Here is an 18,963-nt window from a genome sequence, read left to right on the forward strand (position 1 = left end):
GACCCAACGTTTAGCATAGACGACACCTTCAGTAACAAAAACGCCGCTATGCAAAGACAGCGGCGTTCAGCAATCCGATTCAATGCTTAAACCGTAAAAGCCGCCTCTTGCTGGCCCGACTTCAAGTCGCCCGAGCGCACCAATTCATCGGTCACCCTGTCGATGGCGCGCTTCGCGCGGCCAATCATGTCATCCACCTCATGACGATTAATGGTCAGCGGCGGTGCAAAGCCAAGAATATCGCCCTGGGGCATGGCGCGGGCAATCAGGTTCTCTTCCATGGCGGCCGCCGCGACGCGGGGACCAACTTTCAACGCCGGGTCGAAATGCAGGCGCTGTTTGGCCTCCGGCGAGAACTCTAGCGCCGCCATTAAGCCAACACCGCGTATGTCGCCCAGCAGTGGATGACCTTCGAAGTTAGCCTTGAGCTGCTGCTGGAAGTAGGCGCCGGTTTCGGCGGCGTTGCCCACCAGGTTTTCCCGTTCAATGATCGCCAGGTTGGCAAGCCCTGCTGCACAGCCTAGCGCATGGCCAGAGTAAGTCCAGCCGTGGCCGATAGGGCCGTATTCACCGGTGCCTTGCTCCAGCACTTGCCAGACTTTTTCACCGACAATTACCCCGGAGAGCGGCTGGTAGGCGCTGGTGAGACCTTTGGCAATGGTGATCAGGTCCGGCTTCATGTTGTAGTGGTGGCTGCCAAAATCGGAGCCGGTGCGGCCAAAGCCACACACCACTTCATCGGCAATCAGCAGCACGTCGTACTTGGCGAGCACGCTTTGAATGGCGTCCCAGTAGCCTTCCGGCGGCGGCACGATACCGCCAGTGCCTAGCACGGGCTCGCCGATAAAAGCGGCCACCGTATCCGGGCCTTCTTCCAGAATCATCGCTTCCAGCTTGTCGGCACAAAACGCCGAGAATTCAAGCTCGGTCATACCGTGCTGTTCGGCGGCACGCAGGTAGTAGTGCGGCGCTTCGGTATGGCGGATGGTGTCGATGGGCAGATCAAAATGGTCGTGGAACGCTTTCAGGCCGGTCAGCGAGCCCGAAGCGATCCCCGAACCATGGTAGCCGCGCATGCGCGAGATGACCTTTTTCTTCTGCGGGCGACCCAGCACATTATTGTAGTAGCGCACTATTTTCAGCTGGGTTTCATTGGCATCCGAGCCAGACATACCGTAGTACACCTTGGACATATTCATGCCAGCGATTTTCAGAATCTTCTCGGAAAGCTCGATCTGCGGCTCGTTGGAGTGGCCCACATAGGTATGGTAATAAGAGAGCTCTAGTGCTTGCTTGTAGATCGCTTCGGCGACTTCGGTACGACCGTAGCCGATATTGACGCAGTAAAGCCCGGCGAAGCCGTCGATAAATTCACGGCCATCTTTATCCACGATATTGATGCCTTGGCCACCGGTAATCACCCGCCCCGGCGAATCGCCGTGGGCGAAATCGCGCAGGTGGGTAGAGGCGTGGAAAGTGACTTTACGGTCGCGTTCGATCAAATCCTGATGCAGGCTCATGGCGTTCTCTCTTGTCTATAAAGGACGTATCGCCCGACAAGTCGGGCTCCTACAAAACCGGCTCTGGATGACCGCTGCAGGCGCCTGATTGATTGGGCGATTAACGTTTTGATATTCTTATCGCTCGGCGGAGCCGGCCTCCCACAGGGCTAACTCAAGTTGCTGAGCCAATGTTGTGGGAGGGCGCTTTAGCGCGATGCTGTTCTTCCCAAACTTAGCTACCAGAGACAGACCCCAGAGCCCCCAGGCAGTAATACTTCGTTTCCAGGTATTCATCGATACCCGTGGCGCCGCCTTCACGGCCAAGGCCGGACTGCTTCACACCGCCGAAGGGCACCGGCGGACCGGTCATTTTCACCGAATTAACGCTGACCATGCCGTACTCCAGCGCACGCAATAGTTTCCAGATGCGGCGAATATCGTGGGTGTAGATATACGCGGCCAGACCGTATTCGGTGTCGTTGGCCATTTCAATCACTTCGTCGTCGGTGCTGTAAGCCGTGATGCCTGCCACCGGGGCAAAGTTCTCTTCCCGCCACACTTTCATCTGCGGCGTGACGCCCGTCAGCATGACGGGCATAAAGAAGTTATCGCCAGGCGCCTGGCTTTGCTCGCCGCCCAGCACCGTCGCCCCGCGTGAGATGGCGTCATTGACTATTTCAGTCGCTTTTTCTACCGCTTGGCGGTGAATCAACGGGCCTAGGTCAATTTCACCCTGTAAACCATTACCCACGGTCAGCGCGGCCATGCGCTCGGCAAACTGCGCAACGAATTCGTCGTGAATGGATTCGTGCACCAGAATGCGGTTGGCGGCCAGGCAATCTTGGCCTGCGGTCTGGAACTTCGCCGCTACCGCCGCGTAGGCGGCTTCTTTGGGGTCCATATCCGGCCCCACGATAAACGGCGCGTTGCCGCCTAGCTCCAAGGAGAGCCGCTTAACGGTGCTGGCGCTCTGCTCGATCAGTAGGCGGCCTACGCGGGTAGAGCCGGTGAACGACAACGCCCGAATACGCGGCTCGGCGCAGAGAATTTTTGAGACTTGCGCCGGATCGCCGAGCACCACGTTAAAAATACCGGCCGGAATACCGGCCCGTTCTGCCAGCTCGGCCAGCGCCAGCGCCGAAAACGGCGTTTCGTTAGCGGGTTTAACAATCACCGGGCAACCCGCGGCCAATGCCGCCGCCGCCTTACGGGTGATCATCGCCAGCGGGAAGTTCCACGGCGTAATCATCGCCGCAATGCCCACCGGCTCTTTAAGGGTGCCCAGCGACGCGTTGGGAATCGGGCTGGGAATGGTTTCACCGTAGGTACGTTTACCTTCTTCGGCGAACCAGCGCACAAAGCTTGCGCCATACTGCACTTCACCGCGGGAGTCAGGCAGCGGCTTGCCTTGCTCCAGCGTCATGATGGTGGCCAGGTCTTCGCGATTCGCCTGAATCAGGTCGTACCAGACCAGCAAGCGCTCGCAGCGCTCATCGGCGCGCAGTGCCCGCCAGTGAACAAAAGCTTCTTCCGCCGCATCCACCGCGGCAGTAATTTGTTCGGCTTCCAGCAGCGGAATATGCCCAATCGCTTCATTGGTAGCGGGGTCATAAACGGCTTCTTCGCGACCGCCTTCGCCATGGGTCCATTTACCGTTCACGTAGGCGTACTGCCGAAACAGGCGCGGATCTTCCAGGCGCTTGGCAAGCGTGGTCGATAGTGTGGTCATGGAATTCTCCCCTTGGATGCAGCCGGGCTAACCGAGTACTGCAATAACTGTGTGACATTGCCCGCAACAGCGCGCAGGCCATTGCGTTTGGATGCCCCCAGGTTAACGGAGAGAAGCCACGAAGTGTTTTTGAAAACCGAAGCTTATCGCGCGACTTTTTTTGTCAGCGCGCGGTTGGCAGTGGTTTTTTTTGGCGGGTGTCGTGCGTGTTGAGCGGCGGCGGCCCTCTAGGGCCTAGGGTGCATCGTCAAGATCAATGCCGATGGGCACGTGTTTGACGGTTTTGGTCACAATATAGGTGCAGTAGCGCTCGATACCCACCTCTGAGACCAGCCATTTGTCCATCAGGCGCTGGTAGCTATCGATGCTGCGGGCTTCAAACTTGACCAGATAATCCACCCCACCGCCCACCGCCACGCACTCGGTGACTTCCGGCGTTTGCATGACCAGTGCTTCAAAGCGGGTGAAGCTTTCGGCGTTGTGCTGCTTAAGCTCGATTTGCACCCAAACGGGGTTGCGCGGCGTCAGTACGTCGCTATTGATACGCGCGCTGTAGCCCTCGATCACCCCGGCTTGTTCCAGCCGTTTCACCCGTTCCCAGCAGGGGCTGACCGAAAGGTTGATCGCCTCGGCCAGCTTCGACTTGGTGATCCGCCCATCGCGGGAGAGGATGTCGAGTATTTTTAGATCGTAGCGGTCAAGTTTCATCACGGCGAGGGCTAGGCCTCCAGGCGTTCAACAACATCGGCGATCACCGCTAGGGTATCGCCCATATTGATCAGCGAGGGCGCGCGCCGGGCCATCAGAATGCCGTCGCGCTCCGCTTGGTAGGCGACCGGCTCGGTGCCGCTGCGGGTCATGTCGTACACGTAGGCAATGGTTTGGCCTTTTTTTACCGCGTCACCCAGCGCCACCAACAGCTCTAAAACGCCAGCGTGCTGGCTCTGCACGTAGCAACTGGCGTCGGGCATATCCAGGTACATCTGCCCCCCGGCGGGCATCTCCACTTCGCCAGCTACTAAGCCGTAATGAATCAGGAAGTTACGCACGCCGCGCTCGGCGATGGCAATGCTCTGGGGCGTCGAGGTGCCGCCGCCGCCCAGCTCAGTGGCCACAAATACTTTGCCCTGGCGTTCGCAGGCGGTGTCGAAGAGTTTTTCCGCATCCAGTTCAAACATCACCATGGCGTAGGGGGCGCCAAAGGCTTTGGCACCGTCCAGGGCAGACTGTTGCTGCGCCTTGTTGTCCAGCACGTGGGAGGCGCCAAAGGGCAGAATATCCAGCGTGCGGCCGCCGGAGTGCAGGTCGAGCACCACATCGCTCATGGGCACCAGCACACGGGTGAAGTAGTCGGCAATTTGCGGCGTGACGCTGCCGTTGGGGTCGCCGGGAAAGCTGCGGTTAAGATTGCCTTGATCCAGCGGCGAGGTGCGTTTGCCCGCCATCACCGCTGGCGTGTTCATGCACGGGACGATGATCACCCGGCCCGTGACGTCTTCTGCCTTCAGCGTTGAAGAGAGCTTCAGCAGCGAGGTAATGCCTTCGTACTCATCGCCGTGGTTGCCGCCGGTTAGCAGCGCCGTGGGGCCTTCGCCGTTTTTAACCACGGTCACGGGGATCATCACCGCGCCCCAGGCGGACTCATCGGTGGAGATCGGCAGTTTTAAAAAGCCGTGTTGTACGCCATCGGCATTAAAATCAACGGTGGCGGCAATGGGGCTGGGGCGCAGTTGGTTCGGCTGATCGGTCATTGCGTCTTCCTTCTGTACAGGCGGCTATTTTACAAACAGCTGGCGCGGAAAATTGGCCAGCGTTTCGCAGCCATCGTCGGTAATTAAGATACTTTCGGTAATTTCCAGGCCCCATTCTTCGACCCACAGCCCCGGCATAAAGTGAAATGTCATGCCGGGCTTCAAGATAGTGTCGTCTGAGGGGCGCAGGCTCATGGTGCGTTCGCCCCAGTCGGGCGGATAGGAAAGCCCGATTGAATAGCCACAGCGAGCCCCGCCGCGGTCAAAGCCATACTTATCCATCGCCGCCCCCAGCGCCATGGCGATATCTGCCGTCCGGTTACCGGGTTTGGCCACTGCTAATCCGTTCTCAATGCCTTCCAATAGCGCGGATTCGGCGCGAATAAAGTCAACCGGCGGTGTCCCCAGAAATACAGTGCGCGACATCGGCGCGTGGTAGCGCTTAAACACCCCGGCAATCTCAAAAAAGGTCCCTTCCCCTTTGCGAAACGGCGTGTCGTCCCAGGTCAGGTGCGGCGCGGCGGCGTCTTTACCAGTGGGCAGCATGGGTACAATCGCGGGATAATCACCGCCAAACACCTTGCCGTTCTCATCCACAAAGCCTTCGATACCAACGCGGTAAATTTCTGATACCAGTTTGCTCTTGGGCAGGCCCGGCTCGACCACTTCCAAAATACGCGTGTGCATGCCCTCTACGATTTTAGCGGCAATGCGCATATAGGCGACTTCTTGGGGCGATTTAATGGCCCGACACCAGTTTACCAGCCCGTTGGCATCCATGAAGCGCGCGTGGGGCAGCTCGCTTAACAGGCTTAAATACGCCTTAGCGGAGAAGTAGTAATTATCCATCTCCATGCCTACCACGCCCAAGTGCCAGCCGCGATCAGGCATAATCGACTGAGCCAGGTACTCCATGGGGTGCATATCCGGATTCTGTACATAGTAATCCGGGTAATAAGTAATGTTGTCGGGATTGATCCAGCAGGTGAGCAACGCGCCGTTGGCATCCATGCGCCGCCCGAACCATACCGGTTCGCCTTCAAGGCCCACCAGCACACACTGATGCACATAAAACGACCAGCCATCGTAACCGGTCAGCCAAGCCATGTTGGAAGGGTCACTGACGATCAGTACGTCAATGCCACGACTGGCCATTTCAGCACGCACTTTCCACACGCGGTCAGCGTACTCTTCGCGCGTGAAAGGTAGGGAAACCTGAGTCATCGGCAACTCGCCATTAAAGATCACCAAGAACCAGCGCACGGCCTACGATAGGCAGATAGCGCTGGGCCACAGGATCGACCTGGCCACCACCGATCAGGCGTCGGGGTTGCATCTGCTGCCCTAGCAGCAGGCTTGCCAATGTCGTCTTAACCCGATACTAGCACCGACCCTTGGTTGGCGGTCAAAGGCTTTGTGACAAAAGCTGCACAATAGGGACCAGACGGCGTCATTCTGGTTACTTTCCTTCACATTTCAGACGACTATATAAACATTTGATCGCTTAGTGCGCTTATTTGCCTATGATTTGCGTCACCGCATTTTTCCCAGCACGCAATACCGCGTCTCTTGCAGCACTAAGCCCTCCTCGCCCATGATAGCAGCTAATATGACAAGCGATGGAACCGGAGGCGAAATGAAGATTGTCGTGCATATTGATGAGGCTGAACAGTGGCAGCAAGCGCTTTCTGAAGCGCTGCCCCAGGCCAAAGTGGTTACCAGCGAGGCGCCCGCCGATGAGCGACAAGGTGCTGACTACCTGGCTATCTGGAAAGCCCCTGCGCATCTACTGCAAGAACAGACCCAGCTTAAAGGCATCATCAATTTAGGCGCCGGGGTAGATTATCTGCTGAAAACCCCTGGCCTGCCTAGCAATGTGCCGATTGTAAAATTGCGCGATGCGGGCATGGGCGAGCTGATGGCCGATTATGCTCTCTACGGCGTATTGCACTTCTACCGCAGCATGGATCGCTACTTAGCACAGCAACCAAGCGCCACCTGGCAGCCGCAAGAGGTGGTGGAAAAATCCCAGTGGCCGGTAGGCGTATTAGGCCTGGGCGCGATTGGCAGCTTTGTGGCCAGCACCTTGCAGCAGGCGGGTTTTCCAGTGCTGGGTTGGAGCCGCTCGCCTAAACAGATCAGCGGCGTGCACTGCCTTCATGGCGATGACGGGCTGCCCGAACTGCTTGGCCAGGTGCAATGCCTTATCACTCTTCTACCTGATACGGCCGCCACTCAGCACATTCTTAACGCCGAGCGGCTGGCCCAACTGCCCCAGGGCGCCAGCGTCATTAACCCCGGCCGGGGCAGTTTGGTTGATGAACAGGCACTGCTGGACGCGCTGGGCAGCACTGAGCAGCCGGGGCACTTACGTGGCGCGCTACTGGATGTCTTCCATGAAGAGCCGCTGCCTGCTGATAACCCGCTATGGCAACACCCCAAGGTGATTGTCACGCCGCACATGGCGGCGCCCACCCCGCTAAACGATGCTATCGATCAAGTGATCGCCTATTTGCATGCTTTTGAAGCGGGCGAAAAACTTTCCACCGTCAACCCGGACGCGGGCTACTAAATAACGCCCACCGCCGTAGACGCCAAACAAGAGGCTATGCATCATGACCGATACCCTTACCTATAACGCCACGGATGCTCTGCTCGTTGTCGATATGCAAAACGATTTCTGCGAGGGCGGTGCCCTTGCCGTCGCGGGCGGCAGCGCCCTGGTCGGCGGGATTAACGCCCACATTGCCGCTGCCAACGACGCTGGGGCGGTAGTGGTTGCCTCGCGGGACTGGCATCCGATTGACCACGCCAGTTTTAATCACCGCGGCGGGCCCTGGCCGGTGCATTGCGTACAAGATACCGCTGGCGCGGCCTATCACCCCGACCTACTCCTGCCGGAAGGGGTTATTCGCCTTAGCAAAGCGACCGCCATGGATCGCGATGCCTACTCAGCGTTTGACGGCACCGGGCTTGCCGGTTACTTAACCGAAAAGGGCATTACCCGTTTGGTGGTGATGGGGCTTGCCTTGGACGTGTGCGTACATGCCACCGTGCTCGAAGCCTGCCAAGAAGGCTTTACGACGCTGCTGCTGGAAAACCTGTCCGCCGCCGTCGACCCCGATGCCATCGCCAACTGCCGGCGTGAGTTTCAAAACGCAGGCGCAGAGATACGCCAATGAGCCAACTGACGCCATTGACCATGGGTCACAGCAAGCTGGTCCTACGGCGTTTGACCATTGCGTTATATCCGGTATGGCCGATAGTGATGGCCTCTCTACTTATCGCCCCCGGTGCCAACGCGCAAGCGGCGCGTGACTTGGCCACCCCACAGCCCTTTGAAGCTCAATACCGGCTTGAGGTACGCGGTTGGCCAAGCACGACCATCACCCATCGCCTGTCTCATGAAGGCGAGCACTGGCTCAGCGATATGCGTTTTTCGATTACCGTGGCCAGCGGCCAGGAGTCCAGCCGGTTTTCGCTGGATGGCGACGACATCCGGGCGCTGCTATTCAGCAGCAGCTATTCGGTACTGGGCGTAGGTGATCGCTACCAGTTAAATGAAAGTGAAATTCCCACTTTAGATCGCCAATCGGCGCTGTTTGACCTCTCTCGCCGGGCGGGGCATGAAAACTGCATAGCGCGCTCGCCCTGCGCGATTGCCTTTGTCGACCAAAAAGGCCGCGATGAACATTTCCAGTACTATGTTGATGACAGGAATGTTGATGAGCAGATTATTGATGGGCCCGCGACCCTTAGCGTGCCCGCCGGTGAGTTCGAGGCATTGCGTGTATCGCTGATCGATACCGAGAAACCCGACCGCCTGCTGACGCTACACTTTCACCCCGACTGGCCCGGGCTGATTCTTTCCGCGGTGTATCAAAAAGACGGCCGCCGCGAAACGCAGCTGACGTTAACCCAGTTCCAACCAGACGGGGGCGCGACACCTTAAATGCTATCGGGTCTGCTCATTGTCCTACTGCCCTTAATAATAGGGTATCTGGTTCGCGTCCGTTCTACGCAGCTACAGAATCTGATCAACCGAGCGGTGAATAGCTCAGTCTATCTGATTCTGCTCTTCATGGGGGTAAGCCTTGCCGGGCTTGAAAACCTGACGAGCCAGCTTTCACGCTTGGGTGGCAACGCCCTGCTGCTGTTTAGCATTACCACGGCGTTTAACTTAGCAGCGCTATGGTGGCTATCGCGGCGTTTAACATGGCAGGCAGGCAACTCGCCGGTGGTCAAAAACGCCCCCACCAGCAAGCTGGCCGCCATGCAAGGCTCACTGTTGCTCGTCGCTGTGGTCGCCATCGGCGTTATTCTGGGCCTGCTGCTGGGGCAGTATCTGGGTGAAACGCTTTTCAGTACCGCTGATTTACTGGCCGAGTGGGCACTCTATTTACTGCTGGCATTGATTGGCTGCCAGCTGCGTAATTCCGGTATGCCGCTCAGGCAAATTCTACTCAACCGCATGGGGCTGGCGATTGCAGTGACGCTGGCAATAAGTTCGCTGCTGGCGGGCTTGGTCGCTGCCCCACTGCTTTCGCTAAGCTGGAACCAAGGCTTGGCCATGGCGTCAGGCTTTGGCTGGTACTCGCTCTCGGCGATTCTCATTGGCGACCAGCTTGGCCCGCTAATGGGCGGCGTGGCGTTTTTTAACGACCTGACCCGCGAGCTGCTGGCGTTTATCCTGATTCCGCTGGTGATTCATCGCCACACGGCGCTTGCGATTGGCTACGGCGGCGCCACCTCCATGGATTTCACCCTGCCCGTCATCCAACAGCACGGCGGCGTGGCCTGCGTCCCCATCGCCGTGGTCAGCGGGTTTATTCTCTCGCTGATTTCCCCACCGCTGATCCTGTTCTTTCTTTCGCTGTCGGGTTAGCTGCGCTATGTACGTACTGCAATGCCCTGGCTGGCACTTCGGGTGTAGGACACGTTGTCCTTAATCCAACAATATTAAGGCTTTGCTCTTGCAAGTAACTCACAGCCCGGCGAAATAGGCAGTCAGCTGTTCAGTAACCTCAGGATAGGTTTTTAATGGCATTACGGCCTGGTTGCGATGCTGTCTGCTATGAGGAATCCGGATAGTCTCTCTGCGCCACAATTATCCACAATACTGCTGCGCGTCAGTTTTTATTCGGGGTAAGGTAGGATAGAAAAAGCCCCCAAAGCGGGGGCAAACACATAGTAGTAAATTTTCCAAACTCAATCAGTCGTCAGTGGCTGATCATCCAGGGCCTCATGGACGGGAACATTTTTTTGCCATCGGCGGTATAGAACAGCATGGCCTTGCCATTTCCATGCTTGACCGAGCCACAGCCGCAGGCGCGGTTGTGAAGCTTGTCGTTTGCCCGCTGATCCGCCGTCGAAAATACTGGCTCGTGCCGGGATCTTTCGTTGCGGCTCTGCGCAGCTCGATCAGTCGAATTCATGGCGGTAATTTCTGGTGGAAGTAAAACCACCCGGGGCGACAATGCCTTGCAGGTGGGACAAGCCACAGGCTTAGCACTATCTTTCATGGTCGCCAGGGTGTTGAACAGACCGTGCTCACGGCACTTGTAGTCATACACTGGCATGGCGCTTACTCCTTATCTTTGGACAGTGGAACATCCATGGCCCCGCTGACCTTCTTCTGCGGGCCTTCGGCCGATGGGTTGATATCAAAATCGAAGATATCGGTTGGCAGCCACAGGGTTGCGCAAGCATTGGGGATATCCACCACACCACTGATATGGCCTTCCACCGGCGCGCAACCCAGAATGGCGTAAGCTTGTGCCGGGGTGTAGCCGAATTTTTTCAGGTATTCGATAGCGTTCAGGCAGGCCTGTCGATAAGCCACGTGTACGTCCAGGTAGTGTTGACCGCCCTGCTCATCTACCGAGATCCCTTCAAAGATCACATAGTCGTCATAACGCGGTTTGATAGGGCTGGGCTTGAACACCGGGTTCTTGATGCCGTACTTCTTGATACCATCTTTCACCAAGTTCACTCGCAGATGAATCCAGCCCGCCATTTCGATGGCACCACAGAAGGTAATCTCTCCATCACCCTGGCTGAAGTGAAGGTCGCCCACCGATAGGCCGGCACCATCCACATACACCGGGAAATAAATCTTGGAGCCCCGGGACAGATCCTTGATGTCACAGTTACCACCGTTCTCACGTGGGGGGACGGTCCGGGCGGCTTCGGCACCAGCTTTTGCGGCTGCATCTGGTGTCATACGGCCCATATGGGCGGTGTCGGCCTGAGGCAATGTGGCCAATTCCGGAACCCGATCCGGGTCTGTGGCTACCAAGCCTCTTTCCCGGGCGTTCCACTCTTCCAGCATAGATTTGGACGGCATAGTACCAATCAGCCCCGGGTGAATCAGGCCGGCGAATTCCACGTTGGGAATGTGGCGGGATTTGGTGAACAGCCCGTTAAAGTCCCAGATGCTTTTCTGGGCTTCCGGGAAATGTTCGGTCAGAAAGCCACCGCCGTTTTTCTTAGAGAAAAAGCCGTTAAAACCCCACTGGCTCTCTTCAAACGCGCCAATGTCCAAAATATCTACTTCCAGTAGGTCGCCGGGCTCCGCGCCTTCCACCCCGATGGGGCCAGACAGGAAGTGAACCTGGCTAAGATCCACGTCACGTACGTCGTCGGCATTGTCGTCGTTTTTGATCTGGCCAGCGGTCCAGTCGTAGCACTCAACCACAAAATCATCGCCGGGTTTGACGGTGGCCACCATGGGAATGTCCGGGTGCCAGCGATTGTGGATTTTGTCGTTGTCGTAAGCGGAATTGTTCAGGTCAATCTTAATGATCGTTTCAGCCATGACAGGCTCTCCTCGATATTGTTGGCTTACACATTGATGTGATGCATTTACTATCCGAAATCCGGCCACGCACGTGTATTCGCGAAATGCCCCCGGTACCTACGTCATTTGACGTATTGGCGAACGGTGATCTCTTTGTATCTAAAGCCCGCCTCAAACCGGTAGCAGTCCGGATACGACAGCAAAGCTCTTGCCACCGCGGGTTCCAGGCGCTGACGAAATGCCCGCAGCATTTCCCGCGCGCCATAACGGCCGTCGTAGCCACGGCACAGTTCCGCCCGCAATTCGGCAGACAACGACAGCTCAGCGTGCTTTCTGGACAACCGGCGATTCAGCCCCGCCAGCTCGATATCCAGCAATGCTTCCAGCCAGTTGTCGGTGAGGCGGTTGAAGGTAAGAATCTGGTCAATGCGATTGAGGAATTCCGGGTCGAAATGTTTGCGCAGTGCTGCATCGCGAATGGCATCACCACTGCCGGGGGATAATCCCAACCAACGGCGCCAACCTTTTTGAAACTGATTGTCGTGCGCCTCGGCTTCCAGGGCCCCGGCGTTGCTGGTCATAAAAATAAGGGTGTTGCGGAAGTCTATCTCCCGGTTACCGGAGGGAAACACCAACCGTCCGGTATCCAGCACATTCAGCAGGGTGCGGACCACTTCCTTGCTGGCTTTCTCGATTTCATCAAACAGCAAAATACCGGGCTTGCTGAACGAGCCCTGTACCTTGTCCAGGTCAAACAGACTATGGCCTTCCTTGCTGCCGACATAGCCCGGCGGCGCACCAGTCAGTGCGGCGGCGTAGTGCTCCTGGGCCAGGGTATTCATATCGATACGGCACAGGCCGTCCCGGTTGCCATGAATGGCCTCGGAAATCAGCCGTACAGTTTCGGTTTTACCCACACCGGTAGGGCCCAGAAACAGGTTCACCGCCAACGGCCGGTTTTCCTCACCGATGTCGGCTTTTACCCGCACCAGCATGGCTTCCATAGCGACCAGTGCTTCATCCTGACCGACAATCTTGTCCCGCAGGCGGGACATCACTGCATCTGGCTCAAAGCGGAATCGGGAAACACGAACCGGGCCTGCAGCGGCCCAGTCCTTTTCAATGGATTCCCGATTGGCTTCCAGCCGTTCGTTGATAAACGGCACTGGCCCCTCCCGGCTTTAAGCCCCTGCGGATTTTTCCTTGCCGTCGACCGGCAGGTCACTCACCGGGCATTCGGCGGTACCGATGGTTTTACGGGTCATCGCCTCGACGTTTTCCTGGGCCTTCTGGGCATCCATTACCCAGGTGCGGTAGAACTCGAACGGGCAGTCCGCCACGCCCTTGTCGCCATCGCCGGACGCATGCACACCGGTATAGCCACGGTGCAGCAACTTGAACAGATGGTTCTGGGACTGGTCGTTCTTGCGGGCATCGCGGATCTGGCTGACGGAAAGCTGGGCGTACTGAATCCCCATGTCTTCCTCACCACACTCACCCAGGGTGCGGCCATCGAAGCCGATAAGGGCGGAGTGGCCGAAGTAGGAATACACGCCATCAAAACCGGACGCGTTCGACACCGCTACATAGCAGTTGTTGGCCCAGGCCATAGTCTTGGACATCATGATCTGCTGTTCCTTGGCCGGGTACATATAACCCTGGGAGCGCACAATCAGCTCCGCGCCCTTCATGGCACAATCCCGCCAGATCTCCGGGTAATTACCGTCATCACAGATAATCAGACTAATTTTCATGCCCTTGGGGCCTTCACTCACATAGGTGGTATCACCCGGATACCAGCCCTCAATCGGGCACCAGGGCACACACTTACGGTATTTCTGGACGATTTCACCCTCGCTGTTGATCAGAATCAGAGTGTTGTAAGGCGCCTTGTTCGGATGATCCTCATGGCGTTCACCGGTCAGCGAGAAAATGCCCCAGGTATTCGCCTCACGACACGCAGCGGAAAAGATCGCCGTCTCGTCACCGGGGATCGTGGCCGCAGTTTCCATCATCTCTTCGTTGTCGTACATGATGCCCATGGTGCTGTATTCCGGGAACACTACCAAGTCCATGCCCGGCAGGCCCACCTTCATACCCTTGATCATCTCCGCAATATTGCGGGCATTGTCCAACACCTCGGCCTTGGTGTGCAGTCGAGGCATTTTATAGTTCACTACCGCCACACCGACGGTATCGTAACTACTGGAAATATCACCGTGTCTCATTCTTAATCTCCTGATTACTCAATCGGTCAAACCGCCAGGTAAGACGCCACCTTAGCTTCGTCCACGTCTTCTCGGCGTTCCTCATGCACTATTTCGCCCTTCTCGATCACCAGAATCCGGTCGGCGATATCCAAGGCAAAGCTCAGCACCTGTTCCGACACCACGATGGATAAACCTCGTTGGTCGCGAATCTGTTTCAGGGTGGTGGCCATGTCCTTGATGATGGAGGGCTGGATGCCTTCGGTGGGTTCGTCAAGAAACAGCATTTTGGGGTCGCTGGCCAAGGCTCGAGCGATGGCCAGTTGCTGCTGCTGGCCGCCAGAAAGGTTTCCTCCCCGGCGGTTGCGCATTTCCAGCAGCACCGGAAAAAGGTCGTAAAGTTCTCTCGGGACACTGCGATTTTTGGTGGTAGTCAGGCCGGTTTCGATGTTTTCCCGCACCGTCATGGTGGAAAAAATCATCCGCCCCTGGGGCACGAACCCAAACCCGCTCTTCACCCGCTGGTAACTTTTTAGGCTGCTCAGGTCTTTTCCCTCAAGTTCGACCTTGCCACTGGCGCTGGGAATCACCCCCATCAGGGACTTCATCAAAGTGGTTTTGCCCATGCCGTTGCGCCCAACAATGGCAACGATTTCGTTGGGCTGAACTTTGAAGTTAAGGCCGCACAGGATCTCGCTCTGACCATACTTCACCCGGTAATCAGACACACTCAACATAATGATGTCCTCGTTAATGGCCCAGATAGACTTCGATAACTTTCGGGTCCTGCTTGACCTTTTCTGCGGTGCCCTCAGCCAGAATTTTGCCCTGGTGCATCACCGTCACATGGTCGGCAATCTCCGCCACGAACTGCATGTCGTGTTCGATCACGATCACGGAACGGTCGGCGGTAATCCGCCGAAGCAATTCAGCCGTCTGTTGCCTTTCGGTAACGGACATACCGGCTACGGGTTCGTCCAGCATCAGTAGGGCCGGATCTTGGATCAGAAGCATGCCGATTTCCAACCACTGCTTCTTGCCGTGGGAGAGCAGATCGGCAGAATCCTCAATCTGATCCAGCAGGTTGACCATTTCAGCCGTTTCACGGACCTTGTTGATCACCTTCTGATCACGTTTGAAGAACAGCGCGCCGAAAACGTTGCGGCCACGGGGGTAGCACAACTCCAGGTTCTCGAACACAGTCAGATCTTCGTAGATAGAGGGGGTCTGGAACTTACGGCCCACACCCGCCCTGACGATTTCGTGTTCATTCAAGGTGGTCAGTTCTTTGTTGCGGAACTTCACTGAGCCTTCAGTGGCCTTGGTACGGCCACAGATCAGGTCCAGCACCGTGGTTTTGCCCGCCCCATTGGGACCGATGATTACGCGGATTTCTTTTTCATCGACGTAGAAGCTCAGGTCATCCACCGCTTTGAAACCTTCGAAGGACACCGTCAGGCCCTCGACGGCTAGCACAAAATCTGTGTTCGTGGCTCTTGCCGTTGCAGCGCTCATAGTGTTCTCCTCACGATGCCTTTATAGGCTCTGAATGGGATGTGGAACTGGGCCAGCGCCGGAATAACGGAGCCTTGTCCAGAAACCGATCGACGGTTGGAGCCGCGTACTTCTGATAGACACCGGCCAGTCCATCCGGGAACGCCAGTACCACCCCGACAAACAGCAGACCCATCGCGAACAGCCACAGCTCAGGAAAGCTCTCACCGAGTACCGTTCTGAACACATTCACCAGGAGTGCACCGTAGACCGCTCCCAGGATCGACAAGCGGCCACCCACGGCGCAAAAGATCACCATCTCGATGGACGGCACTATGCCCACGAAACTGGGCGACATGAATTTTTCCTGCAGGGTGAACATGGCACCACCAACAGCCGCGAAGGCCGCACCCACGCAGAACACGAATATCTTGAAGTTGGCCACGTCATAACCCGAGAAACGCACCCGGTCTTCCTGGCCGCGCATGGCCACCAGAATCCGCCCCAGCTTGCTCTTGGTGATGAACTGGGCAATGAACAGGCACACGAATAGCAGCGCCACACCCACGAAATAGAACACGTAGCTGGCGTAGTCGGTGCGGATACTCCATCCCATCAGGGTTTGCAGGTCGGTAATGCCATTCACACCGCCGGTGTATCCCTGCTGACCGATGATCAGGATGGTCAGAATGGACGAAATGGCCTGGGTTATGATGGCAAAATAGACCCCGCTGACCCGCCGCTTGAACATGGCAAAGCCGATAAGATAGGCCAACACTGTAGGCACCAGCAGGATAGCTAAAAGGCTGAAGCCGAAGCTGTGGAAGGGTTCCCAGAGCCAAGGCAGCTCAGTGATCTGGTTCCAGTCCATAAAGTCCGGAATACCCGGCGTGCTCTGGATACTGGTGTTCTCAGGTGAAGATGCTTCAAGCTTCAGGAACATTGCCAGGGCATAGCCGCCAAGGCCGTAGAACACACCCTGACCGAGGCTCAGGATGCCGCCATAGCCCCAACACAGCACCAGGCCCACCGTTACGAAAGCGAAACTCAGATATTTACCCACCTGGTTCAGCCGCATCACATCCAGCGATAGCGGCAACACCACTAATAAAATCAAGGCGAGCACGACAAAGCCCAGCACGTCCTGGCGCGTCATCAGATTGCTTAAACTGAAATTACTCATGCCGTGCCTCCTATTTGCGCACTTTCAGGGTGAACAGCCCCTGGGGCCGGAACATCAGAATGATCACCACGGTCAGCAACGTCAGAACCTTGGCCATCGAGCCGCCGAGGAAAAATTCCATGGTGGACTGAGCCTGAGAGATGCTGAACGCCGAAGCGACTGTGCCCAGAATGCTAGCTGCACCTCCGAAAACCACCACCAGAAAGGTATCGACAATGTAGTCCTGCCCGGCCGAGGGGCCGGTAGAACCGATCATGGTGAAAGCGCTACCGGCAATACCGGCAATACCGCAGCCAAGTGCAAAGGTCATCCGGTCCATTTTGGCGGTGTTGATACCCACAGCTCCGGCCATGGGCCGGTTCTGAACCACAGCCCGCACCCGGCTGCCCCAGCTGGAGCGGAACATCAACAGATACACGGCAAGGGTTACGGCTACTGCAATACACATAACAAACAAACCGTTAACGGGTAGCTCGACAAAATCCGTAACCTGGAAGGAACCTGCCATCCAGTCCGGAACTTCAACACCCACCTCGCGAGCGCCAAAGATGGAACGGTAACTCTGCTGCATTAGCAGACTAAGGCCCCAGGTGGCTAGCAACGTATCTAGCGGGCGGTGGTACAGACGGCGAATCACAGTCCACTCCACCAGCGCCCCGAGGGCGGCAGCCGCCAGAAATGCGAGCACCATCGCGACAAAAAAGTAGCCTCCAAAAAGGGCTGGAAAGTAGTCCGCAAAAACGTTCGACGTCAGATAGGTTATGTAAGCGCCGAGGATCATGAACTCCCCATGGGCCATATTGATAACTCCCATCTGACCGAAAATAATCGCCAGACCGAGCGCCATCAGAAGAAAAACTGCGAAGAGAATCAGACCAGCGAACCCCTGCATCGCAAAGATCGAGCCCAATTCCGTGGCGGAATAGTCAGAAAACATGGTGTTACCTCCGGGCGTTCAGGCGATAGAAACCGTGCGCTAATACACGCGGGCAAAACCCGCGCCACTGTCTAACGGTAGCGCGGGCGGTGCGTGTTTACTGGTAACCTTCCGGGAAAGGATCTGGTTCCATCAGCTCCTGGGTCTCGAACACAACCTTGTACTGGCCATCACGCTGGGCTTCGCCCACGCGGGTCTTGGACCACAGGTGGTGGTTCTCGTGGATGCGCACATAACCTTCAGGTGCGGTTTCCAGTTCGATACCGGGGGAGGCTTCACGGACCTTGTCGACGTCGAAAGAACCGGCTTTCTCTACCGCTGCCTTCCACAACCAGGGGCCGAGGTAAGCTGCCTGGGTAACATCACCGATCACCGAGTCTTCGCCCCAGCGCTCTTTGAACGCTTTCACGAAGGATTCGTTGTTGGGATTGTCCAGGCTCTGGAAGTACTTCATCGCGGCGTAAGCGCCCTCGATATTGCGGCCGCCGATACCCAGGATTTCATCCTCGGTGACTGAAATAGTCAGCAGAGACATGTCGCCGTCGACAAGATCAATACCGGCTGACTCCAGTTGTTTGTAAAAAGCCACGTTAGAGCCACCCACAACCGAAGCAAAAACAACATCCGGCTTCTTCAGACGGATACGGTTAATAGAAGAGTTGAACTGGGTATGGCCCAGCGGAAAATAGTCCTCACCCACAACTTCCAGGCCCAGCACATCTTCAATGTGCTTGCGGGCGATCTTATTGGAAGTCCGCGGCCAGATGTAATCAGAACCCAGCAGGTAAAATGTCTCTGCGTCCTTCTCTTCAGCGATCCAGTTCAGGCCGGCAAGAATCTGTTGAGTGGCTTCCTGACCGGTGTAAATCACATTCGGCGACTCTTCAAGGCCCTCGTAAAAGGTGGGGTAGTACAGCATGCCGTTATACTGCTCGAAAATCGGCAGTACTGCCTTGCGGGACGCAGACGTCCAGCAGCCGAAAACCGCGGCCACGTTGTCGCGGCGCAGGAGCTTACTTGACCGATCAGCAAACGTCGGCCAGTCACTAGCGCCATCTTCCTGGATGTATTCAATCTGGCGGCCCAGTACGCCGCCCATTTCGTTTATCTGCTCAATGGCCAGAATTTCCGCCTGCACCGAACCTTCTTCACTTAGGGCCATAGTGCCGGTCACCGAGTGGAGAATACCCACGTTAACCGTATCATCGGTCACCGCCAGACCAGTGGTATTCACTTCTGAAGTTGGCGGCGTCGCAGCATTGGCGGAAGCCGCCAGTACCATTGAAGCCGCCAGCAACTTGAGCTTTCCTAGCCCCCACCGTTCGGTGGCGCCTCCAGTCGTCAATTGCTTGTGCATTGTC

At 56.8% G+C, this 18,963-nt stretch carries 18 protein-coding genes; 4 read left to right on the top strand and 14 right to left on the bottom strand.

Translation table 11 applies throughout. The features are described 5' to 3' along the window. Positions 1 to 86 precede the first annotated feature (86 nt). The 5 genes from HVA01_RS05105 to doeA all read right to left on the bottom strand — a co-directional run bounded on the left by HVA01_RS05105 (position 87) and on the right by doeA (position 6,206). Positions 87 to 1,520: an aminotransferase gene (locus HVA01_RS05105; protein ID WP_146873561.1), complete on the bottom strand. Its 1,434-nt coding sequence runs from the start codon at positions 1,518 to 1,520 to the stop codon at positions 87 to 89. Between the two features lie 214 nt (positions 1,521 to 1,734). Continuing rightward, entirely contained in the window at positions 1,735 to 3,231 is a 1,497-nt protein-coding gene (locus HVA01_RS05110; RefSeq protein ID WP_146873563.1) for an NAD-dependent succinate-semialdehyde dehydrogenase, read from the bottom strand. A 234-nt stretch (positions 3,232 to 3,465) separates the two neighbouring features. Further along, positions 3,466 to 3,942 carry an Lrp/AsnC family transcriptional regulator gene (locus HVA01_RS05115; RefSeq protein WP_146873565.1) on the bottom strand — a complete coding sequence of 159 codons (477 nt, stop codon included), beginning with the start codon at positions 3,940 to 3,942 and terminating at the stop codon, positions 3,466 to 3,468. 8 nt (positions 3,943 to 3,950) lie between these two features. After that, positions 3,951 to 4,982 (bottom strand): N(2)-acetyl-L-2,4-diaminobutanoate deacetylase DoeB, encoded by a 1,032-nt coding sequence (doeB, locus tag HVA01_RS05120; protein WP_146873567.1) that lies wholly within the window; start codon positions 4,980 to 4,982, stop codon positions 3,951 to 3,953. A 24-nt stretch (positions 4,983 to 5,006) separates the two neighbouring features. After that, a complete protein-coding gene (gene doeA, locus HVA01_RS05125; RefSeq protein ID WP_146873569.1) occupies positions 5,007 to 6,206 on the bottom strand; it encodes an ectoine hydrolase DoeA in 1,200 nt (399 codons plus the stop codon). A gap of 412 nt (positions 6,207 to 6,618) precedes the next feature. Here doeA and HVA01_RS05130 point away from each other — a divergent pair, with 412 nt between their 5' ends. From HVA01_RS05130 to HVA01_RS05145, 4 genes are read left to right on the top strand one after another with little or no spacing between them, the layout of a single operon-like run. Continuing rightward, complete coding sequence (locus HVA01_RS05130; RefSeq protein WP_146873697.1) at positions 6,619 to 7,554, top strand: 2-hydroxyacid dehydrogenase; 936 nt, start codon at positions 6,619 to 6,621, stop codon at positions 7,552 to 7,554. A gap of 43 nt (positions 7,555 to 7,597) precedes the next feature. Beyond that, a complete protein-coding gene (locus tag HVA01_RS05135) occupies positions 7,598 to 8,164 on the top strand; it encodes an isochorismatase family protein (RefSeq protein WP_146873571.1) in 567 nt (188 codons plus the stop codon). Continuing rightward, positions 8,161 to 8,934 carry a hypothetical protein gene (locus tag HVA01_RS05140; protein ID WP_307725359.1) on the top strand — a complete coding sequence of 258 codons (774 nt, stop codon included), beginning with the start codon at positions 8,161 to 8,163 and terminating at the stop codon, positions 8,932 to 8,934. The genes HVA01_RS05135 and HVA01_RS05140 overlap by 4 nt, the downstream gene beginning before the upstream one ends. Beyond that, a complete protein-coding gene (locus HVA01_RS05145; RefSeq protein WP_146873573.1) occupies positions 8,935 to 9,867 on the top strand; it encodes a LysO family transporter in 933 nt (310 codons plus the stop codon). It abuts the gene before it with no gap. A 334-nt stretch (positions 9,868 to 10,201) separates the two neighbouring features. Here HVA01_RS05145 and HVA01_RS05150 read toward each other — a convergent pair whose 3' ends face one another. From HVA01_RS05150 to urtA, 9 genes are all read right to left on the bottom strand, one after another. Further along, entirely contained in the window at positions 10,202 to 10,561 is a 360-nt protein-coding gene (locus tag HVA01_RS05150) for an FmdB family zinc ribbon protein (protein WP_146873574.1), read from the bottom strand. A gap of 5 nt (positions 10,562 to 10,566) precedes the next feature. Next, a complete protein-coding gene (fmdA, locus tag HVA01_RS05155) occupies positions 10,567 to 11,799 on the bottom strand; it encodes a formamidase (RefSeq protein ID WP_146873576.1) in 1,233 nt (410 codons plus the stop codon). Between the two features lie 104 nt (positions 11,800 to 11,903). Further along, positions 11,904 to 12,947: an AAA family ATPase gene (locus tag HVA01_RS05160; protein ID WP_146873578.1), complete on the bottom strand. Its 1,044-nt coding sequence runs from the start codon at positions 12,945 to 12,947 to the stop codon at positions 11,904 to 11,906. Positions 12,948 to 12,962: 15 nt separating this feature from the next. Continuing rightward, positions 12,963 to 14,009, bottom strand: a complete 1,047-nt coding sequence (locus HVA01_RS05165; RefSeq protein WP_146873580.1) for an aliphatic amidase — start codon at positions 14,007 to 14,009, stop codon at positions 12,963 to 12,965. 26 nt (positions 14,010 to 14,035) lie between these two features. After that, entirely contained in the window at positions 14,036 to 14,725 is a 690-nt protein-coding gene (urtE, locus tag HVA01_RS05170) for an urea ABC transporter ATP-binding subunit UrtE (RefSeq protein ID WP_146873582.1), read from the bottom strand. A 13-nt stretch (positions 14,726 to 14,738) separates the two neighbouring features. After that, positions 14,739 to 15,503 carry an urea ABC transporter ATP-binding protein UrtD gene (gene urtD, locus HVA01_RS05175; RefSeq protein ID WP_146873584.1) on the bottom strand — a complete coding sequence of 255 codons (765 nt, stop codon included), beginning with the start codon at positions 15,501 to 15,503 and terminating at the stop codon, positions 14,739 to 14,741. Positions 15,504 to 15,513: 10 nt separating this feature from the next. Beyond that, the gene (urtC, locus tag HVA01_RS05180; protein ID WP_146873586.1) at positions 15,514 to 16,665 is read right to left on the bottom strand and encodes an urea ABC transporter permease subunit UrtC; all 1,152 of its coding nucleotides are present in this window, start codon (positions 16,663 to 16,665) and stop codon (positions 15,514 to 15,516) included. Positions 16,666 to 16,675: 10 nt separating this feature from the next. After that, on the bottom strand, positions 16,676 to 17,602 hold the full coding sequence (gene urtB, locus HVA01_RS05185; protein WP_146873588.1) for an urea ABC transporter permease subunit UrtB: 927 nt from the start codon (positions 17,600 to 17,602) through the stop codon (positions 16,676 to 16,678). A 97-nt stretch (positions 17,603 to 17,699) separates the two neighbouring features. Beyond that, positions 17,700 to 18,959, bottom strand: coding sequence for an urea ABC transporter substrate-binding protein (gene urtA / locus HVA01_RS05190; protein ID WP_218031535.1), 1,260 nt, complete (start codon positions 18,957 to 18,959; stop codon positions 17,700 to 17,702). Positions 18,960 to 18,963: the final 4 nt, after the last annotated feature.

Source organism: Halovibrio variabilis (assembly GCF_007991175.1).
Taxonomy (GTDB): domain Bacteria; phylum Pseudomonadota; class Gammaproteobacteria; order Pseudomonadales; family Halomonadaceae; genus Vreelandella; species Vreelandella variabilis.

What these genes read in the sequence shown, in the direction of transcription:
- HVA01_RS05105 (WP_146873561.1), bottom strand. Translation starts at nt 1,520, where the DNA reads ATGAGCCTGCATCAGGATTTGATCGAACGCGACCGTAAAGTCACTTTC.
- HVA01_RS05110 (WP_146873563.1), bottom strand. Translation starts at nt 3,231, where the DNA reads ATGACCACACTATCGACCACGCTTGCCAAGCGCCTGGAAGATCCGCGC.
- doeB (WP_146873567.1), bottom strand. Translation starts at nt 4,982, where the DNA reads ATGACCGATCAGCCGAACCAACTGCGCCCCAGCCCCATTGCCGCCACC.
- doeA (WP_146873569.1), bottom strand. Translation starts at nt 6,206, where the DNA reads ATGACTCAGGTTTCCCTACCTTTCACGCGCGAAGAGTACGCTGACCGC.
- HVA01_RS05130 (WP_146873697.1), top strand. Translation starts at nt 6,619, where the DNA reads ATGAAGATTGTCGTGCATATTGATGAGGCTGAACAGTGGCAGCAAGCG.
- HVA01_RS05135 (WP_146873571.1), top strand. Translation starts at nt 7,598, where the DNA reads ATGACCGATACCCTTACCTATAACGCCACGGATGCTCTGCTCGTTGTC.
- HVA01_RS05140 (WP_307725359.1), top strand. Translation starts at nt 8,161, where the DNA reads ATGAGCCAACTGACGCCATTGACCATGGGTCACAGCAAGCTGGTCCTA.
- HVA01_RS05145 (WP_146873573.1), top strand. Translation starts at nt 8,935, where the DNA reads ATGCTATCGGGTCTGCTCATTGTCCTACTGCCCTTAATAATAGGGTAT.
- HVA01_RS05150 (WP_146873574.1), bottom strand. Translation starts at nt 10,561, where the DNA reads ATGCCAGTGTATGACTACAAGTGCCGTGAGCACGGTCTGTTCAACACC.
- fmdA (WP_146873576.1), bottom strand. Translation starts at nt 11,799, where the DNA reads ATGGCTGAAACGATCATTAAGATTGACCTGAACAATTCCGCTTACGAC.
- HVA01_RS05165 (WP_146873580.1), bottom strand. Translation starts at nt 14,009, where the DNA reads ATGAGACACGGTGATATTTCCAGTAGTTACGATACCGTCGGTGTGGCG.
- urtE (WP_146873582.1), bottom strand. Translation starts at nt 14,725, where the DNA reads ATGTTGAGTGTGTCTGATTACCGGGTGAAGTATGGTCAGAGCGAGATC.
- urtD (WP_146873584.1), bottom strand. Translation starts at nt 15,503, where the DNA reads ATGAGCGCTGCAACGGCAAGAGCCACGAACACAGATTTTGTGCTAGCC.
- urtC (WP_146873586.1), bottom strand. Translation starts at nt 16,665, where the DNA reads ATGAGTAATTTCAGTTTAAGCAATCTGATGACGCGCCAGGACGTGCTG.
- urtB (WP_146873588.1), bottom strand. Translation starts at nt 17,602, where the DNA reads ATGTTTTCTGACTATTCCGCCACGGAATTGGGCTCGATCTTTGCGATG.
- urtA (WP_218031535.1), bottom strand. Translation starts at nt 18,959, where the DNA reads ATGCACAAGCAATTGACGACTGGAGGCGCCACCGAACGGTGGGGGCTA.